Below are 17,529 nucleotides of genomic sequence, written 5' to 3'. Positions count from 1 at the left end.
TTTATTCCGGAACTGATATGGCTCTTGATAATGCGCCACTGGGCAAGTCCAGTGAATACCCGGATCAGTACGATCCGTCGCTGCTGTTCCCGGTGGCCCGGGAGGAAAACCGCCGGCGAATGGGCCTGGACGATGGCCGCTGGCCCTGGTTTGGCGAGGACATGTGGCAGGCCTGGGAAATCTCCTGGCTGAAGCCTGGCGGTGTGCCTGCCGTGGCCTGGGGAGAAATCCGGTTTCCTGCGGCATCGCCTGCAATTATTGAGAGCAAATCCCTGAAATTGTACCTGAACTCTCTGAATCAGGCGGTGTTCTCGTCGGCCGAGCAGGTGGCCGAGACCATCACCCAGGATCTTTCGAGTGCCTGTGGTGCGGCGGTGGATGTGACGCTTCTGAGTGTGGATGACTCAGCGCCTGCAATCGGCCGGCCCGAAGGATACGAGTTGATCGATGACGAAACGCTAGAGCAGGTGGCCTACGACTATGCGCCTGAGTCGCTGACAACCAGCGAGCCGGTGGTCAGTGAAGGCTTGTGTTCACATCTTCTGAAAAGCAACTGTCCAGTGACCGGCCAACCCGACTGGGCCACGGTACTGATTCGCTATTCCGGGAGGAAGATTGATCGGGCAGGGTTGCTGCGCTATATCGTGAGCTTCCGTCAGAAACAGGATTTTCACGAACATTGTGTTGAAACCATCTTTACTGACTTGATGGCGAGGTGTCAGCCGGAATCCTTGATGGTGTGCGCCCGTTACACCCGGCGTGGTGGCCTGGATATCAACCCCTGGCGCAGCACATGTGCTGAAGACGGTCCGGGGCCGCGGCTGGTTAGGCAGTAGCAGGCTCGGCTATTCGGTATCGTCTTCCTGACGCAGTCGGTCGGCTGCGTCTTCGAGGGCGCTGAGTATGGCTTTGCGCTCCCGTTCGGTGACCTTATCGGAATCCAGGTACATGGCAAAGCCGCTGTGTTCGTGTTCCAGGAAGCTACGGTGAGGCCCCATGTCGCGCCGGAAATCAACCACCTCGTAGATGGGCACCGGCTTGCCAAAGCCTTTTACGGTAATCTCGCCCTTGTCCCGGCACATAATGCGGTCTTTGATCAGCGAGAAGGTCTCATACGACACCAGAATCTCGCCTGGTTCCGCCAGGGACTCCAGTCGGCTGGCGAGGTTCACTTCCTTGCCGATAATGGTGTAATCCATCCGGTTTTCGGCGCCGAAGTTACCAACCGTGGTGTAGCCGGTACTGATGCCCATGCGGATTTCCAGGGGCGTCTTGATGCCCTGGCTGCGCCATTTCTGGCGCATGATCTTCATGTGTTTGCGCATCTCGATGGCCATGGACACACACGAGAACGCATCTTCTTTCTGGCCGCGACTGGTCGGATCGCCAAAGAACACCATGATGGAATCGCCGACAAACTTGTCGATGGTGCCGCCGTATTTCAGGGCGACCTCTGACATTTCGTTGAAGTAGTGATTCAGAAGCTCGGTAAGGGCTTCCGGCTCCATCTCCTCCGACAGTTCAGTAAAGCCTTTTATGTCTGAGAAAAACACTGCCAGTTTCTTGCGCTGGGTTTCAAGCCGAACATCCCGTTCCCCGGTAAAGATGGACTGCCAGACCTGAGGCGACAGGTATTTCGAGAGCTTGTGGGACAGGGCGATGGACTGTTCCCGCTGGTTCTGAATCTGGGTCTTTGCCAGCAGCAGGGCCCGGGCCTGTTGGTGTGAGTAATAGGCGGTAACGCAGATGTACGTGCCTGTGGCCAAAATGGCGACGATGCTGGTGAGCAGGGGGGCTTCCAGATCGGCGGCGGTGCCGGTTGCCGCCACTGTGGCGGCCATGGCGGCCGACATGAGCGCTGTGCCGAACAACCATTGCCTGACGCCGCCCACGATCAGACAGCTGAACATCAGCATCAGGACAACCGATACCGACGGAATGGCGATTAATCCGATCAAACCAATAAAGCTGCCTCCGATTATGCAGTCGAGGAACAGCATTTTTTGCCGAATCCGGGCTGAACGTCGCAGGAAGGTTCGCCGTGTAAGCACGTGCGCGAGATGAGGCCAGATCAGAGCGCCAGCCACCATCCAGAGAAGCAATTGGGGAAACACATCCTGAAGGACACCCGTGACAATAATGGCGGCAGTGGCGGTGTAGGCCAGTATCCGACCGTTGTAATCGGGCATCGGTGGAATCGCCACCGTGTGGTCGTAGATGTCGCCTTGCCCCAGCTTGCCGGTATTGCCGGTTACGCTGCGTAATTCAGCGGGTGCGCTCATCATTTTCAGAACCGGATCCTTCCGATAAGTATGTCGCTCATTGTATGCTGCCGATTCTTTATAATTGTTGGTTTGAACTACGACTAAAGATTAACAGCATTACGTAGAACTCACAATTCATCGGGGCCGCTTCCGGCCCAACCGAAAATCATGCAACCAATCAACAGCGAGACTGTATGAGTTCGATAACCCGTTTTATTCTGGATCGTGCTTCGGAGCCCCGTTTGCAGGCACCGGCACCACCGGTGTCTGTGGTTGATCAGGCCTTCCGGTGCGCGGCCCGGGCCCCGGATCATGCGTTGTTGAGGCCCTGGCGTTATCTCGTGGTAGAGGGGGAAGGCCTGGCAGCTCTGGGCGACCTGTTTGCTGAATGCTGCCCGCCGGAGGCTTCTGATAAGGAGCGTGAGAAGGCCCGGAATGCTCCGGCTCGTGCACCCATGATTATTGTCGGTATTGCGTCGCCCCGTCATCATCCGAAGGTGCCGGAGGTGGAGCAGGTAATGTCGGCAGCGGCCGGTATGAGTTTTATCTCCCTGGCGCTGAATGATGCCGGCTACGGCGCCATGTGGCGAACCGGGCCTGTGGCTTATCATTCGTCGCTGCATGACGGTCTTGGGCTGCTGCCGGGCGAGTCCATTGTCGGTTTCCTCTATACCGGTACCGTTGCCAGTGAGAAACCATCGGTGCCCCGGCCGGATACCAAAGAGTATGTCTCAAGGTGGGCCGCGCCAGGGCGCACTTCCCCCTGGCAAGTCTGAGCCTCGAACAGCGGTAAGTCCGCCTGGGGAAACTCGTTGCCGCCCTCGTAGCGTTTAACCGGAATTTGCCGCTCATTTATTAGACAGTCCTCTTCAAAGCCCGCATTACAGCGGGCTTTTTCAATTCTGGCACTCTGCTTGCTTTAATCACTTCAGAACGCAAAACCGGCAAGTTCACAGGTTCAGCCTGGTCGGTGCAAAGATCTGGAGGCAGTAATGGCTATTACATTCGACAAAGCGCTTGGTATTCATGAGCACGCGCTGCAGGCGCGGGTCAAGCGGGCCGAAGTGCTGGCGAACAACCTGGCAAATGCCGACACCCCGGGCTACAAGGCCCGCGACGTGGATTTCCAGGCGATGATGCAGAAGGCGCAGGATTCCATGACGGGTTTTGGTATGACCACGACCCACAGTGGTCATATGGACACCTCCAGCCCCGGCGCTGACGGCGAGCTGCTGTACCGTACCCCGCACCAGCCATCAATTGATGGCAATACCGTGGATGCGCAGGCCGAGCAGACCCGTTTCATGCGCAACGCCATGGATTACCAGGCCAGCTTCCAGTTCCTGAGTAGTCGGTTTTCCGGCCTGACCAAGGCGCTGAAGGGCGAATAAGCCGCAGTCCGTACGAGATTGAAGGAGATTGTCATGTCACTGGGTAACATTTTCGACATCGCCGGTTCCGGCATGACCGCACAGTCACTGCGGCTCAACACCACCGCGTCTAACATTGCCAACGCAGAAACCGCCAGTTCGAGCACGGATACAACGTACCGTGCCCGCAAACCGGTGTTTGCCGCTATTCAGCAGGCCATGCTGAACCCTGATCAGCAGGGATTTGGTATTGGTTCCGAAGAGGGGGCCGGGGCAGGTGTTCGCGTTGAGGGGATTGTCGAGAGCGATGCAGAACTGCAGATGCGCTATGAGCCGAATCACCCTGCCGCGAACGAGGAAGGGTACGTTTATTACCCCAACGTGAACGTGGTTGAGGAAATGGCGGACATGATGTCGTCGTCCCGCAGTTTTCAGATGAATGTGGATGTCATGAACACCGCCAAATCCATGATGCAGCGAATTCTGACACTGGGTCAGCAGTAACAAGTGAGGATTAAGCCATGAGTGCAGTGAATTCCGCAGCCGCCTCAGACGTGCTGAGCCAGTACCAGCTGAACCAGGAGGGCAAGACCCCTGGTGGCAACGAGCTGGGTAAAGACGCGTTTATGGAGCTGATGCTGGCGCAACTCAAGAATCAGAACCCGCTGGAGCCGCAGGACAACGGCGATTTTATCGCCCAGCTGGCCCAGTTCAGTTCTCTGGAAGAAATGCAGAATCTGTCTGGCAGTGTCGATGATGTGGTTGGTCAGTTCCGCTCCAGCCAGGCCTTGCAGGCCTCGGCGATGGTAGGCAAAACCGTTCTGGCACCCTCCAGTGTGGGCATTCTGGGTAGCGAAGGCGAGATAACTGGCACCATTCAGGTGCCGGCTTCCACGGGTGGGCTGCGACTGTCGGTCATGAATCAAAGCGGTGAGTTAGTTCGCCAGATTGATATGGGCAGCAGCCAGGCTGGTGTGGTTTCGTTCCAGTGGGATGGGCAAGACGGCAACGGCAATCCTTTGCCGCCCGGCCCCTACTCGATTGTGGCGCAGGGCTCCTATCCCTCCGGATCGGAGCAGTTGGCGACCATGGTGAGCGCCAATGTCGACAGTGTGTCGTTGGGGCAGGGTGGTTCCATTACTCTGAATCTGGCCGGAATGGGCTCCATTCCGCTGTCTGAAGTCAAACAAATTAACTGATCCGGTGTCAGACCAGGAGGTATAAGTCATGGCATTTAACACAGGTTTGAGTGGTCTGCGCGCCGCTTCGGTGGATCTGGATGTCACCGGTAACAACATCGCCAACGCCAGTACCGTCGGCTTCAAAAGCAGCAAGGTACAGTTCGGTGATTTGTACGCCAGTGGTTTCCTGAGTGCCGGTACCAATCCGATTGGCGACGGCGTGCGGGTGCAGGACGTAAAGCAGTCATTCGGTCAGGGCAATATCAGCTTCACCGATAACGGCCTGGATATGGCTATCAGTGGTGATGGCTTCTTTATTCTGAATAACGGTGGTGAAATCCGGTATTCACGGGCTGGCCAGTTCGGGATTGATAAGGAAGGGTTTGTCGTCAATAACCAGAATATGCGGGTTCAGGGTTATACCGCTGATGACGACGGCAACCTGTCTGGCATCCGAGGCGATCTGCAGATTGAGACCGGTAACCTGGCTCCAAGAAGAACTACAAACCTTACGACCGATGTCAATCTCGACTCACGTGAACCCGTGCTCGAGAACCAGGTATCCGTTATGGGGGAATTCGGCGGGACGTCATTTGATGGTGTTCCTTTTAATCTGGATGGCACGGGGACTCCGCCCGTACCGGTTACGGCCTTCCCTGCGGGTAGCTTCACCGTTTCTTACAACGACGGCACTCCCGATCGGACTGTGACCATACCGGCAGGGCTTTCTGCAAAAGATGTTGCTGCGGCGATTAACGATGAAGAAGGGTTGAGTGCGTCTGCTACAACTGAACTGAACTTTCCTCAAATTGACGATGCCTATATTCAAGAACCTGGTTTTGATTTCAATTTGTGGATTGATGGTTCCGAAGTCTTTCTCGATCTGAGTGGAGTTAACTCGGTTGATGGGCTTATCAGCGAGATTAATGGCAGTCCTAGCGCCAGAAACCTATTCGCATCACTTGACGATGATGGTGAGTTGCGGGTTGTTGACAATAGCGGCAATACGCTTTCGTATAACTTTAGTAACGATAACGATGTTGGCTCCGATGGTACGGACACGCAATTGGGTATTGTTCGTCCACAAGCTGATCGAAGCGTAGAGGATGTCTCGGTATCGGGTGATCCGCTCTACGCTGATACGTGGGCTGATCGCAGCCTTAGTACAACGAACTCGTTCAATCCGATTGATCAGCGCACATACAATCATGCTACATCAACTACTATATTCGACAGTTTGGGGAACCCTCACGAGCTTACGCAGTTTTACGTGAAGGATGCTTCTCCTAGTAATGGCGTAGGTCAGAGTCAGTGGTCTATTTATCTACAAGTTGACGGGGAGCTCGTTGCTGGTACCGACCAACAGCCTTATACAGCGCTTTTCGATCAGGATGGCGTGTTGCAGTCTGTAAATGGCGATCCTAACGGAGAAATTGTTGTTACCGATTGGGTGCCGAAAGACGCGAACGGGAATCCGAACGGTGCTGATGGTCCGCCCGATGATCCAACTGCGGTAGTTAGTCCAATTCCTGAACCGGCTGTGTCGTCAGCGTTCGTAGTGAATCTGGGTAGTGCTACCCAGTATGGCGCGGCATTCGGCGTCAACGATCAGCAACAGAACGGCTACACCACGGGTCGGCTGTCAGGCCTGGATGTGTCAGATCAAGGGGTGGTCTTTGCGCGCTACACCAATGGCCAGTCAAAGTCTCTGGGGCAGGTAGCGCTGGCGGCCTTTAACAACACCGATGGCCTTTCTCCGGTAGGTGACACCACATGGGTGGAAACCTTTGAATCCGGCCAGCCGGTGATTGGTGCTCCGGATACCGGCACGCTTGGTTCCATCAAGGCCAGCTCCGTAGAGGACTCCAATGTGGATCTCTCGGCAGAGCTGGTGAACCTGATCATTGCCCAGCGCAACTACCAGGCTAACGCCAAAACCATTGAAACCTCCGATGCGGTCACCCAGACCATCATCAACCTCCGATAATTTCGCGCCCTAGCGAACATGGCATGACTCCTGCAGGAAGACCGGAAACAGTCAAAATTCCGGCAGGAGTTTGCCCATGGACAAAGCCCTCTATATTGGAATGTCTGGCGCCAAGCAGAACATGCTGGCCCAGCGTGCCCATGCCAACAACCTGGCTAACGTCAATACCACCGGGTTCAAGAAGGATTTTGCCCAGGCCCGCAGTATGCCCGTGTTCGGTGAGCACCATCCCACCCGCGCCTACGCCATGACCGAGCGGCCCGGCACTGATCTCTCGCCCGGCGCTTTAATGGAGACCGGACGTAAGCTGGATGTGGCGGTAGACGGCGGTGGTTGGCTCGCCGTTCAAAACAATCTGGGCGAAGAGGTATTCACCCGTACCGGTAGCTTACAGGTCGACGTGAACGGACTTGTGCGGCTGGCGAGTGGCGAGCTGGTTCTGGGGAACGGTGGGCCGGTGGCTCTTCCTCCTTTTGACAATCTTCAGGTTGGCTCGGACGGCACCATCTCCATTGTGCCGGTAGGTGGGCCGCCGGATCAGCTAGTGGAAGTTGACCGACTGAAGCTTGTCAACCCACCGGTAGATGCACTTGAGAAAGGTCTGGATGGGTTCATTCGACGCAAGCCGGATCAGGCTCTTGATGGTCCAGAGCCACCGGATGCAGCCATGCGTGTCGCCACCGGTTTTCTCGAAAGTTCAAACGTGAATGCGGTGGAGGAAATGATCTCCAATCTGCAGTTATCTCGCCAATACGAGATGCAGGTAAAGGTGATGTCGACCGCCAATGAAAATTCCGAGGCTACGGCACGACTGTTGCAGAACCTCTGATAACGATGATCAAACGCCATCGGTTGGCGGAGAGCGGCAAAAGATCGCCGCATCGGCCACCGACGGGCAAGGAGTAAAACCATGCATCCAGCACTTTGGGTCAGTAAAACCGGGTTGAGCGCGCAGGACACCAACATGTCCACCATTTCCAACAACCTGGCCAATGTGAACACCACCGGCTTCAAGCGGGATCGGGCGGTGTTCCAGGATCTGCTGTATCAGATAAACCGTCAGCCCGGCGGGCAGAGCACTGAGAACACGCAGTTGCCCTCTGGCCTGCAGCTCGGGACCGGGGTCCGGATTGTTGGCACTGCCAAGCAATTCAGCCAGGGCAACCTGCAGATCACTGAACAGCCTCTGGATATGGCGGTGAATGGCCGGGGATTCTTTCAGATTCAGATGCCGGACGGACAGATCGCCTATACCCGGGATGGCCAGTTTCAGCTGAACTCTGACGGCGATGTGGTCACACCGGATGGCTTTCCGCTTCAGCCGAATATCAATGTGCCGGAGAACGCCACCAATATGACCATTGGCAAAGATGGGACGGTCACCGCTATTACCGATGACCAGGCTGCGCCCGTCAACCTCGGGCAGATCACCCTGGTGGACTTCATCAACCCGCAGGGCTTGCAGGCCATCGGTAATAATCTGTTCAAGCAGACCAATGCCAGTGGTGATCCGGCTGAAGGTGAAGCCGGACTTGCAGGTCTCGGGTCCATTGAACAGGGCACCATTGAATCCTCCAACGTAGAGGTGGTGGAAGAGCTGGTGAACATGATTACGACCCAGCGTGCCTATGAAATGAACTCCAAGGTGGTTTCGACCACAGACCAGATGCTTCAGTTCATCACCAACAATATTGGTTAAGTCATGAAACGCATTCAACGCAGTTTATACACTGAACGGCTGGCCACCCTGGCATTGGTGGGTGTGCTGATTATGCTGCAGGGATGCACCGCCATGTCTCGCCCCCGGGCTATGCCGGACGATCCGGCCTACGCTCCGGTTCGCGCCCAATCCATGATGCAGCGCGACCCGGACTCCGGGGCAATTTACCAGGTGTCGAGAAATTACAACCTGTACGGCGATACCAAGGCACTCAACGTGGGTGACGTGCTTACGGTATTGCTGCAGGAATCCACCAGTGCCAGCAAGAACGCTGAAACCTCCATTACCAAGGATCAGGAACTGAGCATTCCGGAACCGAGCATCTTTGGAAAGACAAATATCGGCTTGAACGCTTCTGCCAATTTTGAGCGGGACTTTGAAGGCTCTGCCGAAGCCGATCAGAGCAACAGCCTGGCTGGCAGTATTACCGTTACGGTCACCGAAGTTCTGCCTAATGGTGTACTCCGGGTTCGGGGCGAGAAGTGGTTGTCCCTGACCAACGGTGATGAGTACATCCGAATGACCGGGCTGGTTCGACCGCAGGATATTCAACCGGATAACACCGTAACCTCCAACCGTGTTGCAGATGCCCGGTTTGCCTACGGCGGTACCGGTGATTTTGACCAGGCCAACCAGATGGGCTGGCTGGCTCGCTTCTTCAACAGTGAGTGGTGGCCGCTATGATCCGCAAACTGATTGCCGTCTTTGCCCTCACGGCCCTTTGTTCCGCGCCGGTGATGGCCGACCGCCTGAAAGACCTGGCCAAGGTTAAAGGCGTACGCAACAACCAACTGATTGGTTATGGCCTGGTGGTCGGTCTTGATGGTACTGGCGACAAAGCGCCGTTTACCAACCAGACCTTTCGGAACATGATGAACCAGTTCGGCATAACCTTGCCGGATGGTGTGAACCCGAATCTGGCCAATGTGGCGGCGGTAACCGTAAGCGCGACTTTGCCGGCCTTTGCCAAAGCCGGACAGGAGCTGGATATCACAGTTTCGTCTATCGGAAATGCCGATAGCCTGCGTGGCGGAACCTTGCTGATGACACCGCTGAAAGGCGCCGATGGCCAGGTTTATGCCATGGCACAGGGCAGCCTTGTGGTTGGCGGTTTTGGTGCCCAGGGCCAGGATGGTTCCCGGATTACCGTGAATGTACCCAGCGTTGGCCGAATTCCGAACGGCGCAACCATCGAGCGTGAGGTGGAATCGCCGTTCAACCGGGGCGATACCATCACCTTCAATCTGCTGCGTTCCGACTTTACCACGGCCCGCCGTGTGGTTGAGGCGATCAATGGTCGTCTGGGCCCGGACATGGCTTATGCACACGACGCCACTTCTATATCGGTGCGGGCACCCAGGGACCCATCACAGAGAGTCAGTTTTCTGTCCATTCTGGAGAACATTGAGGTCGATCCGGCTCAGGAAGCCGCAAGAGTGGTGATCAATAGCCGCACCGGCACCATCGTGGTCGGCCAGAATGTAAAAGTGAGCCCGGCTGCCATTACCCATGGCAACCTGACCGTGACTATTCAGGAAAACCCCGAGGTGGTGCAGCCCAATCCTCTGGCTCAGGGTGATACAGCCGTTCAGCAGAATACCCAGATCGCTGTGACGGAAGACCCGGCACGGATGTTCCAGTTCGGCCCGGCAACCACGCTTAACGAAATTGTTCAGGCTGTAAACCAGGTAGGGGCAGCGCCAGGCGATGTGATGGCGGTGCTTGAAGCACTCAAACAGGCTGGCGCGCTTCGTGCCGAATTGATTGTGATCTAGGTATCGCCATGCAGGATCCAAGACTACAGCAAGCCCAGGTCTACACCGATTTCAGTGGTCTGAATGCGCTGAAGACCCAGGCTCGAACTGACAAACAGGCTGCACTGGAGCAGGTTGCGAAGCAGTTCGAGAGCCTGTTCCTGTCAGAGATGCTCAAATCCATGCGCAAGGCAGGCGAGGTATTTGCCGAGGGAAACTACCTGAACAGCAATGAAAGCCAGATGTACCGGGATATGTTCGACAGCCAGATCAGCTTGAGTATGGCCGGTGGTACCGGTACCGGGCTGGCGGAAGCGCTGGTCCGGCAACTGGGTCAACAGATCCCTGGGCTCGGTGAGGATGGAGAGAAACTGGCGGGTCACAAGGGCGCCATTACCGATTACGACCGCAGTATGCCGGCGATTTCCAGGGAGTTGCCGGAGCGAATGGCAGAGGTGGCGGATGTAGCTGCGAAGGTAAAAGCAGAGCCAGCAGAGAACCCCGGCAAGTTGCCGGAGGTATTTGAGTCGCCAGAGCATTTTGTTGAGCAGCTCATGCCGTTCGCAGAGCAGATCGGAAAGGAGACCGGCATTGATCCGCGCCTGATGATTGCCCAGGCGGCGCTCGAAACCGGTTGGGGCAAACACATGATCAAAGGCGATGGTTCGCAGCCGAGTTTCAATCTGTTTGGCATCAAGGCAGACAGTCGTTGGGGCGGTGACGCTGTGAGCATTACCACTACCGAATTCCGGGGTGGCGTGGCGATGAAAGAGCGGGCAGATTTCCGGGCCTATCCGGACTACGAAGCCAGCTTCCGGGACTACGTTGACTTCCTGCAAAACAATCCCCGTTACCGCGATGTTCTGTCATCGGCAGATGAGCCAGAAGTCTTTGCTGAGAAGCTGCAGGAAGCGGGTTATGCAACCGATCCGGAATACGGAGCCAAGATCCGTCGGATCATGAATCGTGATTCTCTGATGACACTGTCGATGAGCAGTGACAGAGTAAAGGAGTAACAGATCATGGCGGGCTTGATCGGTATTGGTCTGAGTGGGGTATTGGGGCACCAGGCGGCGCTCAACACCACTGCAAATAACATAACCAACGCAAATACGCCGGGTTACAGTCGCCAGGAGGTCCAGTTCGAGACCCAGGAAGGTCGGCGTACAGGTGCAGGGACCATCGGCAGTGGCGTATCCGTCGCTAATATCCGCCGGCTGGCAGATGCCTATCTGAGTCAGCAGTTACGTGAGGACAGCACACTGTTTGGCGAGCAGAATGCTTTCAACGCCGAACTCACGCGGCTGGATAACCTGTTAGGCGGCGAAGACACCGGTCTGAACAAAGCTCTGAACAACTTTTTCTCGGCTATGCAGAATGCCGCGGAAGACCCGACGTCGTTGCCCCAACGCCAGCTCGTGCTCAGTGAAGCCCAACAACTGGTGAATCGCTTTCAGGGATTGAACCAGGAGTTCATCCAGCAGCGCGAATCGGTAAAAACCCAGATGCAGCAGGGCGTGAAAGATGCCAATACTCTGCTGAAGAGTATCGCTGAACTGAACCTGGCTATTTCTGAATCTCCGGGCCTGGCCCAGGGCAAGGAGCCCCTGGAGCTGATGGATAAGCGGGACGAGAAGTTGCGCCAGTTGTCTGAGCTGGTGAGCATTCGGGTAACGGAGGTTGAAGGCAGCCAGGTGAATGTGTCCCTGTCTAACGGTCTGGCTTTGGTTACCGGCGCCAACGCCGCAGAATTTGCGACCCGAAGCAGTGCGGAAGATCCCACGCGGCTGGAATTTACGCTCTCCAGTGGTGGGCGCACCCTGCTGGTGGATGAACAGATTCAGGGCGGAAAACTGGGTGGCTTGCGTGCCTTTGATGAAATGGCCCTGAAGCCCGCCTTCGATGAGCTCGGCCGGCTGGCGATTGCCATCTCCTCGGCCATAAACCATCAGCATGAGATCGGGATGGACCTGGAGGGCGATCTGGGGAGCAATTTCTTTACCGATGTAAATGCTCTGGAACTTCAGCGCAGTCGGGTGATTCCAAACGCCAATAATGCAGAGCCCCAGAATGGCCGTTTGGCGGTTGAAATCACTGACAGCAGCAATCTACCTGCCGGTACCTGGTCACTTCAGTTCAGTGGTGACGGTCGCAATTTTGAGTTGATCAATACTGCGACAGGGGACACTGTCAACCAGGGGCGATTGCCGGACCCGGTGCAATCCGAAATCACAATGCCGGGATTTAATATCCGCATTGACGGAGGAGAATTCAATGCCGGTGACAAGTACCTGATTCAGCCCAGCAGAAATGCGGCGGAGAACATCAAGCTGAATGTTCGGCGTGAGGAAGATCTTGCTTTTGCCAGTCCGATCAGGGCAAGCGGCAGTGACGACAACCTAGGCACTGCCGAGATTGGCCAGGGCAATATGCTGAATGTTCGTAACCCGAATACGGGAGCCTTGTTGCCAGGGTTTCAGAGTCGGGGGGAGCTGAGCAATGGCCCCCTGAATATCGAGTTCACGAATTACGATGCGGCAACGGGCACTTACGATTACGAGATCACGGATACCCCGGGTAATAACGTTCTCGAAACCGGCAATTATGATCCGAAAAAGGTCAACGTGTTTTTTAGTGATGACCCCAGCGATGGCAGCCGCTACCAGGGCTTTCAGTTCGAAATGACTGGAGAGCCTGCAGTTGGCGATGAGTTTACCATCGATTTCAATAAGAACGGCGTTTCAGACAACCGCAACGCTGAGCTTCTGGCCGCGCTGGGTACAAAAAATACGCTCAATGGCGGTTCCCAGAACTTTACCGAGGGCTACGCTGGCCTGGTCGAGGATATCGGCGTGAAAACCCGCCAGAGCCAGCTGGATAAAGACGCCGGGGCAACGCTGCTGGAGCAGTCTACCAATCAGCGGGAGTCTGTCTCGGGCGTTAACCTGGACGAAGAGGCCGGCAAATTGATTCAGTACCAGGCAGCCTACAACGCATCGGCCCAGGTGATGTCTGTGGCGCAGGATCTTTTTAACACGTTGCTGCAGAGCTTCCGTTAAGGCGAGGTGATGTCACATGATCAGAATTTCATCACAACAGATTTTTTTCGGCGGCATCAACCGTCTGCAGGACATCAACAGCAACCTGGTTAACACCCAGCAGCAGATCTCTACCGGTAAGAAAGTAAACAAACCGTCGGATGATCCAGTGGCGGCCGCCCGTATTCTGAAGCTTGACCAGGAGCTTCAGCGCTCGGAAACCTACGGCCGGAATGCCAATCTGGCCGATAACCGGCTGAAGCAGGAAGAAAGCACACTCGCCAGCGCTGTGGACATTATCCAGAGGGTGAGGGAGCTGACGGTTCAGGCCGGTAATGGTTCTCTGTCTGCAAATGATCGGCAGTCCATCTCGGCGGAGCTCAAGGAACGTCTTGGCCAGCTCGCCAATATTGCCAATACCCGGGATGCATCCGGGGAGTATATCTTCAGTGGCTTCCAGGGCAGTACGCCTGCATTTGCCAAAAATGATGAAGGCAAATGGGTGTATCAAGGCGATGAGGGGCAGCGGGTATTGGAGATTGATGATGGTGTGACCGTGCCTATTAGCGACCACGGCAAAGGGATCTTTGTGGATGTTCCTAAGTCAATCTCTGTAACTAGCGATGACAATGGATCTGACAATGGTGTTTCCGCCTCTGGTTACATCTCTGGGCTTGAATTGGTCGCCCCGAATGATTTAACGAATTCATTTATTGGAGCCACGCCGTCTGTCCCCGATGACCTGACCGTTTCGGTTGTGAATTTAGATGGTGACCTTAGAATTACAGGGCCGAATGGTTCTCCTGATTTAACTCCAACACCTCCACCTAGGGTTGGTGAAGAGTTTGAAGTGGCCGGTATAAAAATGACGGTCAATGATGCTGTTTATGATCCAAATGGAATTGATCCGGTTACAGGTTTACCAACGGGAGCAGGAGATACTTTCACGATAGGGGTAAATGATAAACAATCCATCTTCGGCACTATCGAAAACCTGATTGCCGGCCTTGATGGTATCTCCAAAACAACGCCCAAGAGCCGTGCCGAGTACGATGCGCTGATCGCCGAAACCCTGGTCAATCTCGATAATGCCCAGGAGTCAATCATTCTCAAGCAAACCGAGCTTGGTGGCCGGCTCAACGCAGTGGAGTCCACCACCGCGTTTCTTGAGGATTCGGAACTCTACACCAAAGAGATTCGTTCCCAGCTACAGGATGTCGACTACGCCGAGGCCATCAGCAACCTCAGTTTCCAGAGCTTCGTATTGCAGGCCGCTCAGCAGTCGTTTGCGCAGGTTTCTCAGCTGTCCCTGTTCGATCGACTCTAATTCACTGTGCCGGCGGGTGATTTTTGCCTGCCGGCTGGTTGCTTTCGGGCTCTGGCTCAGTATAATCCCTCCCACTCTCCGATGGCGGCGTGGTGAAATTGGTAGACACGACGGATTCAAAATCCGTTGGGGTAAAACCCGTGGCGGTTCGAGTCCGCCCGCCGCTACCACTTATAGGCCGCAACCTGCGGCATCGTGAATAGCCCGGCCCATGAACGTCTCCGATTTTCATTTTGATCTGCCGGACGAGCTTATCGCCCGTTATCCGCTTAAAGAACGCAGTGCCTCGCGTCTGCTCAGTCTTGACGGCCTTTCCGGCCAGACCACTCATCTGAAGTTTACTGACCTTCCGGACCTGCTCCAGCCCGGGGACCTCCTGGTATTCAACAATACCCGTGTTATTCCGGCCCGCTTGTTTGGCCAGAAGGAAACCGGTGGCAAAGTGGAAATACTGGTTGAGCGTTTACTGGGTGAAAAGGAATTGCTCGCCCATACCCGTTCTTCCAAATCTCCCAAGGAAGGCCAGCGACTATTGCTGGAAGATGGAACCGCACTGCGAATGCTGGCGCGGGAAGATGCGCTCTTTCATTTCGTCTATGAAGGGGATGAGGCGTTTCTGGATGTGCTCGAGCGTATCGGTCACATGCCTTTACCGCCTTACATGGAACGGGAAGATGAGCAGTCGGATCGTGAGCGCTATCAGACCGTCTATGCCAAGGAGGCGGGCGCCGTGGCTGCACCCACTGCCGGGCTGCACTTTGATGATGCCGTGCTGTCTGCCCTTGAAGCGAAGGGCGTCGAGTTTGCGTACGTTACGCTGCACGTTGGCGCCGGTACCTTTCAACCGGTACGGGTCGACAAGATCGAAGACCACGTTATGCACAGCGAAATCGCCCATGTGCCGGAAGAGACGGTAAACGCCGTCAATGAGGCCCGCGCTCGGGGTGGCCGGGTCGTTGCCGTGGGTACCACTTCCGTCCGCTCTCTGGAGTCGGCCAGCCGGGCAGGGCGTTTGCAGGAGTTCCGGGGCGATACGGATATCTTCATCTACCCTGGTTACCGTTTCCAGACCGTGGACGCCATGATCACCAACTTCCATTTGCCGGAGTCCACACTGATCATGCTGGTCAGTGCGTTTGCAGGCTATAACAACATCATGTCTGCGTATCGCGAGGCGGTGGAGCAAAAGTACCGGTTTTTCAGCTACGGCGATGCCATGTTTCTTACCGCTCAGGAGCCCAGCCGGGGCATGATGCTGGGAACGGATTCCGCCGAGCCACATCAAACCGAATCCCGTGGAGAATCACAGTGAGTGAATCCTGTTTTATGTCCTTCGAGAAACTCGGAGAAGATGGCAAGGCCCGTCGTGGCCGACTGACGTTTCCCCGAGGCGTAGTGGAGACTCCGGCATTCATGCCGGTAGGCACCTATGGCACTGTAAAGGGAATGCTGCCCCGGGACATCGAGGAAATCGGCGCCCATATTATTCTGGGCAATACGTTTCACCTGATGCTGCGCCCCGGCACGGAAGTGGTCAAAGCCCACGGCGACCTGCACGACTTCACCCAGTGGCAGGGGCCAATTCTGACGGATTCCGGCGGTTTCCAGGTTTTTAGCCTGGGCGAGATGCGCAAGATTACCGAGCAGGGTGTGACTTTCCGGTCTCCGGTTGATGGTTCCAAAGTCGAGCTGTCACCGGAAATCGCGATTCAGGTTCAGCGTGATCTGGGCTCTGACATCGTGATGATTTTCGACGAATGCACGCCGTATCCGGCAACGGAAAAGCAGGCGAAAGAGTCCATGGAACTCTCGCTGCGCTGGGCCGAGCGCAGTAAGAGAGCCCACGAGGGCAATCCGGCGGCGCTGTTTGGCATCGTACAGGGCGGTATGTATGAGTCGCTCCGGGATCAGTCCCTGGAGGGCCTGGAAAAGATTGGTTTCGATGGCTATGCCATTGGCGGCCTGTCGGTGGGCGAGCCGAAAGAAGACATGATCCGGATCCTGGATCACCTGCCGCCGAAGATGCCGGACGACAAACCACGCTACCTGATGGGCGTTGGTCGCCCTGAGGATATCGTTGAAGCGGTGCGCCGAGGTGTCGATATGTTCGACTGTGTGATGCCAACCCGCAATGCACGCAATGGCTATCTGTTTACCTCCACCGGTATTGTCAAAATCCGCAATGCCAAGAACCGCCACGACACCGGCCCGCTGGACGAGCGTTGCGATTGCTATACCTGTAAGCATTTTTCCAGGAGCTACCTGCATCACCTTGATAAGTGCGGAGAAATGCTCGGGTCACAGCTCAATACCATTCATAACCTGAGGTTCTATCAGAACCTGATGAGTGGATTGCGTGGGGCCATTGAAGCAGGTACATTGTCGGACTTTGTAAGCGAATTCTATGCCTTACGGGGCGAAACCGTTCCGCCTCTGGGCGATTCCTGAACAAATTTTGCTTTAAATCAGTCAATAAACGGAGAACCTGAATGAAATCAGTCAAATTGCTCATCGCTGGTCTGCTGTCTCTGATGCCTGCTTTGGCCTCGGCTCAGGAAGCGGGTGCCCAGGGAATGAGCGTGATGGGTCAGATCATCTTCTTCGCCGGCTTCATCCTGATTTTCTATTTCCTGATCTGGCGTCCGCAGTCCAAGCGTGCAAAAGAGCATAAGGCCCTGATGTCCGGCCTGAACAAGGGTGATGAAGTGGTTACCTCTGGCGGCGTTGCTGGCAAGATTACCAAAGTGACCGACGACTTCATTGTTCTGGAAGTTGCAGATAACGTTGAAATGAAGGTTCAGAAAGTTGCCGTTGCTGCGGCTCTGCCGAAAGGCACTCTCAAGGACATCTGAGCTGGTTTCCAGGCGCATCCATGATGCGCCTGTTCA

The 17,529-nt window shown here is 55.6% G+C and carries 17 protein-coding genes and 1 tRNA gene; 17 read left to right on the top strand and 1 reads right to left on the bottom strand.

All coding sequences use genetic code 11. The annotated features are described in order from the left end of the window. Positions 1 to 17 precede the first annotated feature (17 nt). Positions 18 to 836 (top strand): NADPH-dependent 7-cyano-7-deazaguanine reductase QueF, encoded by an 819-nt coding sequence (gene queF, locus Q669_RS12500; protein ID WP_022992509.1) that lies wholly within the window; start codon positions 18 to 20, stop codon positions 834 to 836. 9 nt (positions 837 to 845) lie between these two features. Here queF and Q669_RS12495 read toward each other — a convergent pair whose 3' ends face one another. Continuing rightward, on the bottom strand, positions 846 to 2,285 hold the full coding sequence (locus Q669_RS12495) for an adenylate/guanylate cyclase domain-containing protein (RefSeq protein ID WP_011784609.1): 1,440 nt from the start codon (positions 2,283 to 2,285) through the stop codon (positions 846 to 848). A 173-nt stretch (positions 2,286 to 2,458) separates the two neighbouring features. On the opposite strand from Q669_RS12495, the gene Q669_RS12490 reads away from it, so the two are divergent. From Q669_RS12490 to yajC, 16 genes are all read left to right on the top strand, one after another. Further along, positions 2,459 to 3,040, top strand: a complete 582-nt coding sequence (locus Q669_RS12490) for a nitroreductase (RefSeq protein WP_022992508.1) — start codon at positions 2,459 to 2,461, stop codon at positions 3,038 to 3,040. A gap of 216 nt (positions 3,041 to 3,256) precedes the next feature. After that, positions 3,257 to 3,655, top strand: a complete 399-nt coding sequence (gene flgB / locus Q669_RS12485) for a flagellar basal body rod protein FlgB (protein WP_011784611.1) — start codon at positions 3,257 to 3,259, stop codon at positions 3,653 to 3,655. A 33-nt stretch (positions 3,656 to 3,688) separates the two neighbouring features. After that, positions 3,689 to 4,138, top strand: coding sequence for a flagellar basal body rod protein FlgC (gene flgC, locus Q669_RS12480; protein ID WP_022992507.1), 450 nt, complete (start codon positions 3,689 to 3,691; stop codon positions 4,136 to 4,138). A 17-nt stretch (positions 4,139 to 4,155) separates the two neighbouring features. Continuing rightward, on the top strand, positions 4,156 to 4,833 hold the full coding sequence (locus tag Q669_RS12475) for a flagellar hook assembly protein FlgD (protein ID WP_011784613.1): 678 nt from the start codon (positions 4,156 to 4,158) through the stop codon (positions 4,831 to 4,833). Positions 4,834 to 4,861: 28 nt separating this feature from the next. Continuing rightward, entirely contained in the window at positions 4,862 to 6,802 is a 1,941-nt protein-coding gene (locus Q669_RS12470) for a flagellar hook protein FlgE (RefSeq protein WP_022992506.1), read from the top strand. Between the two features lie 76 nt (positions 6,803 to 6,878). Beyond that, complete coding sequence (locus Q669_RS12465) at positions 6,879 to 7,631, top strand: flagellar basal body rod protein FlgF (protein WP_022992505.1); 753 nt, start codon at positions 6,879 to 6,881, stop codon at positions 7,629 to 7,631. Between the two features lie 81 nt (positions 7,632 to 7,712). Then, positions 7,713 to 8,501, top strand: a complete 789-nt coding sequence (gene flgG, locus Q669_RS12460; RefSeq protein ID WP_022992504.1) for a flagellar basal-body rod protein FlgG — start codon at positions 7,713 to 7,715, stop codon at positions 8,499 to 8,501. A gap of 3 nt (positions 8,502 to 8,504) precedes the next feature. Continuing rightward, on the top strand, positions 8,505 to 9,206 hold the full coding sequence (flgH, locus tag Q669_RS12455) for a flagellar basal body L-ring protein FlgH (RefSeq protein ID WP_022992503.1): 702 nt from the start codon (positions 8,505 to 8,507) through the stop codon (positions 9,204 to 9,206). Then, positions 9,203 to 10,297, top strand: coding sequence for a flagellar basal body P-ring protein FlgI (locus tag Q669_RS12450; protein ID WP_022992502.1), 1,095 nt, complete (start codon positions 9,203 to 9,205; stop codon positions 10,295 to 10,297). The genes flgH and Q669_RS12450 overlap by 4 nt, the downstream gene beginning before the upstream one ends. An 8-nt stretch (positions 10,298 to 10,305) precedes the next feature. Further along, on the top strand, positions 10,306 to 11,292 hold the full coding sequence (gene flgJ / locus Q669_RS12445; RefSeq protein WP_022992501.1) for a flagellar assembly peptidoglycan hydrolase FlgJ: 987 nt from the start codon (positions 10,306 to 10,308) through the stop codon (positions 11,290 to 11,292). Positions 11,293 to 11,298: 6 nt separating this feature from the next. Continuing rightward, positions 11,299 to 13,335: a flagellar hook-associated protein FlgK gene (flgK, locus tag Q669_RS12440; protein ID WP_022992500.1), complete on the top strand. Its 2,037-nt coding sequence runs from the start codon at positions 11,299 to 11,301 to the stop codon at positions 13,333 to 13,335. 16 nt (positions 13,336 to 13,351) lie between these two features. Beyond that, the gene (gene flgL, locus Q669_RS12435; RefSeq protein ID WP_022992499.1) at positions 13,352 to 14,641 is read left to right on the top strand and encodes a flagellar hook-associated protein FlgL; all 1,290 of its coding nucleotides are present in this window, start codon (positions 13,352 to 13,354) and stop codon (positions 14,639 to 14,641) included. An 83-nt stretch (positions 14,642 to 14,724) separates the two neighbouring features. Continuing rightward, a tRNA-Leu gene (locus Q669_RS12430) sits at positions 14,725 to 14,811 on the top strand. Positions 14,812 to 14,852: 41 nt separating this feature from the next. Next, entirely contained in the window at positions 14,853 to 15,953 is a 1,101-nt protein-coding gene (gene queA, locus Q669_RS12425; RefSeq protein WP_022992498.1) for a tRNA preQ1(34) S-adenosylmethionine ribosyltransferase-isomerase QueA, read from the top strand. A gap of 14 nt (positions 15,954 to 15,967) precedes the next feature. Further along, on the top strand, positions 15,968 to 17,089 hold the full coding sequence (gene tgt, locus Q669_RS12420) for a tRNA guanosine(34) transglycosylase Tgt (RefSeq protein WP_031209823.1): 1,122 nt from the start codon (positions 15,968 to 15,970) through the stop codon (positions 17,087 to 17,089). Positions 17,090 to 17,130: 41 nt separating this feature from the next. Continuing rightward, entirely contained in the window at positions 17,131 to 17,493 is a 363-nt protein-coding gene (gene yajC / locus Q669_RS12415) for a preprotein translocase subunit YajC (RefSeq protein WP_011784624.1), read from the top strand. Positions 17,494 to 17,529: the final 36 nt, after the last annotated feature.

Source organism: Marinobacter sp. C1S70 (genome assembly GCF_000475355.1).
Classification (GTDB): Bacteria; Pseudomonadota; Gammaproteobacteria; order Pseudomonadales; family Oleiphilaceae; genus Marinobacter; species Marinobacter nauticus.
This window is presented reverse-complemented; position numbering and strand designations above follow the sequence as displayed.

What these genes read in the sequence shown, in the direction of transcription:
- queF (WP_022992509.1), top strand. Translation starts at nt 18, where the DNA reads ATGGCTCTTGATAATGCGCCACTGGGCAAGTCCAGTGAATACCCGGAT.
- Q669_RS12495 (WP_011784609.1), bottom strand. Translation starts at nt 2,285, where the DNA reads ATGATGAGCGCACCCGCTGAATTACGCAGCGTAACCGGCAATACCGGC.
- Q669_RS12490 (WP_022992508.1), top strand. Translation starts at nt 2,459, where the DNA reads ATGAGTTCGATAACCCGTTTTATTCTGGATCGTGCTTCGGAGCCCCGT.
- flgB (WP_011784611.1), top strand. Translation starts at nt 3,257, where the DNA reads ATGGCTATTACATTCGACAAAGCGCTTGGTATTCATGAGCACGCGCTG.
- flgC (WP_022992507.1), top strand. Translation starts at nt 3,689, where the DNA reads ATGTCACTGGGTAACATTTTCGACATCGCCGGTTCCGGCATGACCGCA.
- Q669_RS12475 (WP_011784613.1), top strand. Translation starts at nt 4,156, where the DNA reads ATGAGTGCAGTGAATTCCGCAGCCGCCTCAGACGTGCTGAGCCAGTAC.
- Q669_RS12470 (WP_022992506.1), top strand. Translation starts at nt 4,862, where the DNA reads ATGGCATTTAACACAGGTTTGAGTGGTCTGCGCGCCGCTTCGGTGGAT.
- Q669_RS12465 (WP_022992505.1), top strand. Translation starts at nt 6,879, where the DNA reads ATGGACAAAGCCCTCTATATTGGAATGTCTGGCGCCAAGCAGAACATG.
- flgG (WP_022992504.1), top strand. Translation starts at nt 7,713, where the DNA reads ATGCATCCAGCACTTTGGGTCAGTAAAACCGGGTTGAGCGCGCAGGAC.
- flgH (WP_022992503.1), top strand. Translation starts at nt 8,505, where the DNA reads ATGAAACGCATTCAACGCAGTTTATACACTGAACGGCTGGCCACCCTG.
- Q669_RS12450 (WP_022992502.1), top strand. Translation starts at nt 9,203, where the DNA reads ATGATCCGCAAACTGATTGCCGTCTTTGCCCTCACGGCCCTTTGTTCC.
- flgJ (WP_022992501.1), top strand. Translation starts at nt 10,306, where the DNA reads ATGCAGGATCCAAGACTACAGCAAGCCCAGGTCTACACCGATTTCAGT.
- flgK (WP_022992500.1), top strand. Translation starts at nt 11,299, where the DNA reads ATGGCGGGCTTGATCGGTATTGGTCTGAGTGGGGTATTGGGGCACCAG.
- flgL (WP_022992499.1), top strand. Translation starts at nt 13,352, where the DNA reads ATGATCAGAATTTCATCACAACAGATTTTTTTCGGCGGCATCAACCGT.
- queA (WP_022992498.1), top strand. Translation starts at nt 14,853, where the DNA reads ATGAACGTCTCCGATTTTCATTTTGATCTGCCGGACGAGCTTATCGCC.
- tgt (WP_031209823.1), top strand. Translation starts at nt 15,968, where the DNA reads ATGTCCTTCGAGAAACTCGGAGAAGATGGCAAGGCCCGTCGTGGCCGA.
- yajC (WP_011784624.1), top strand. Translation starts at nt 17,131, where the DNA reads ATGAAATCAGTCAAATTGCTCATCGCTGGTCTGCTGTCTCTGATGCCT.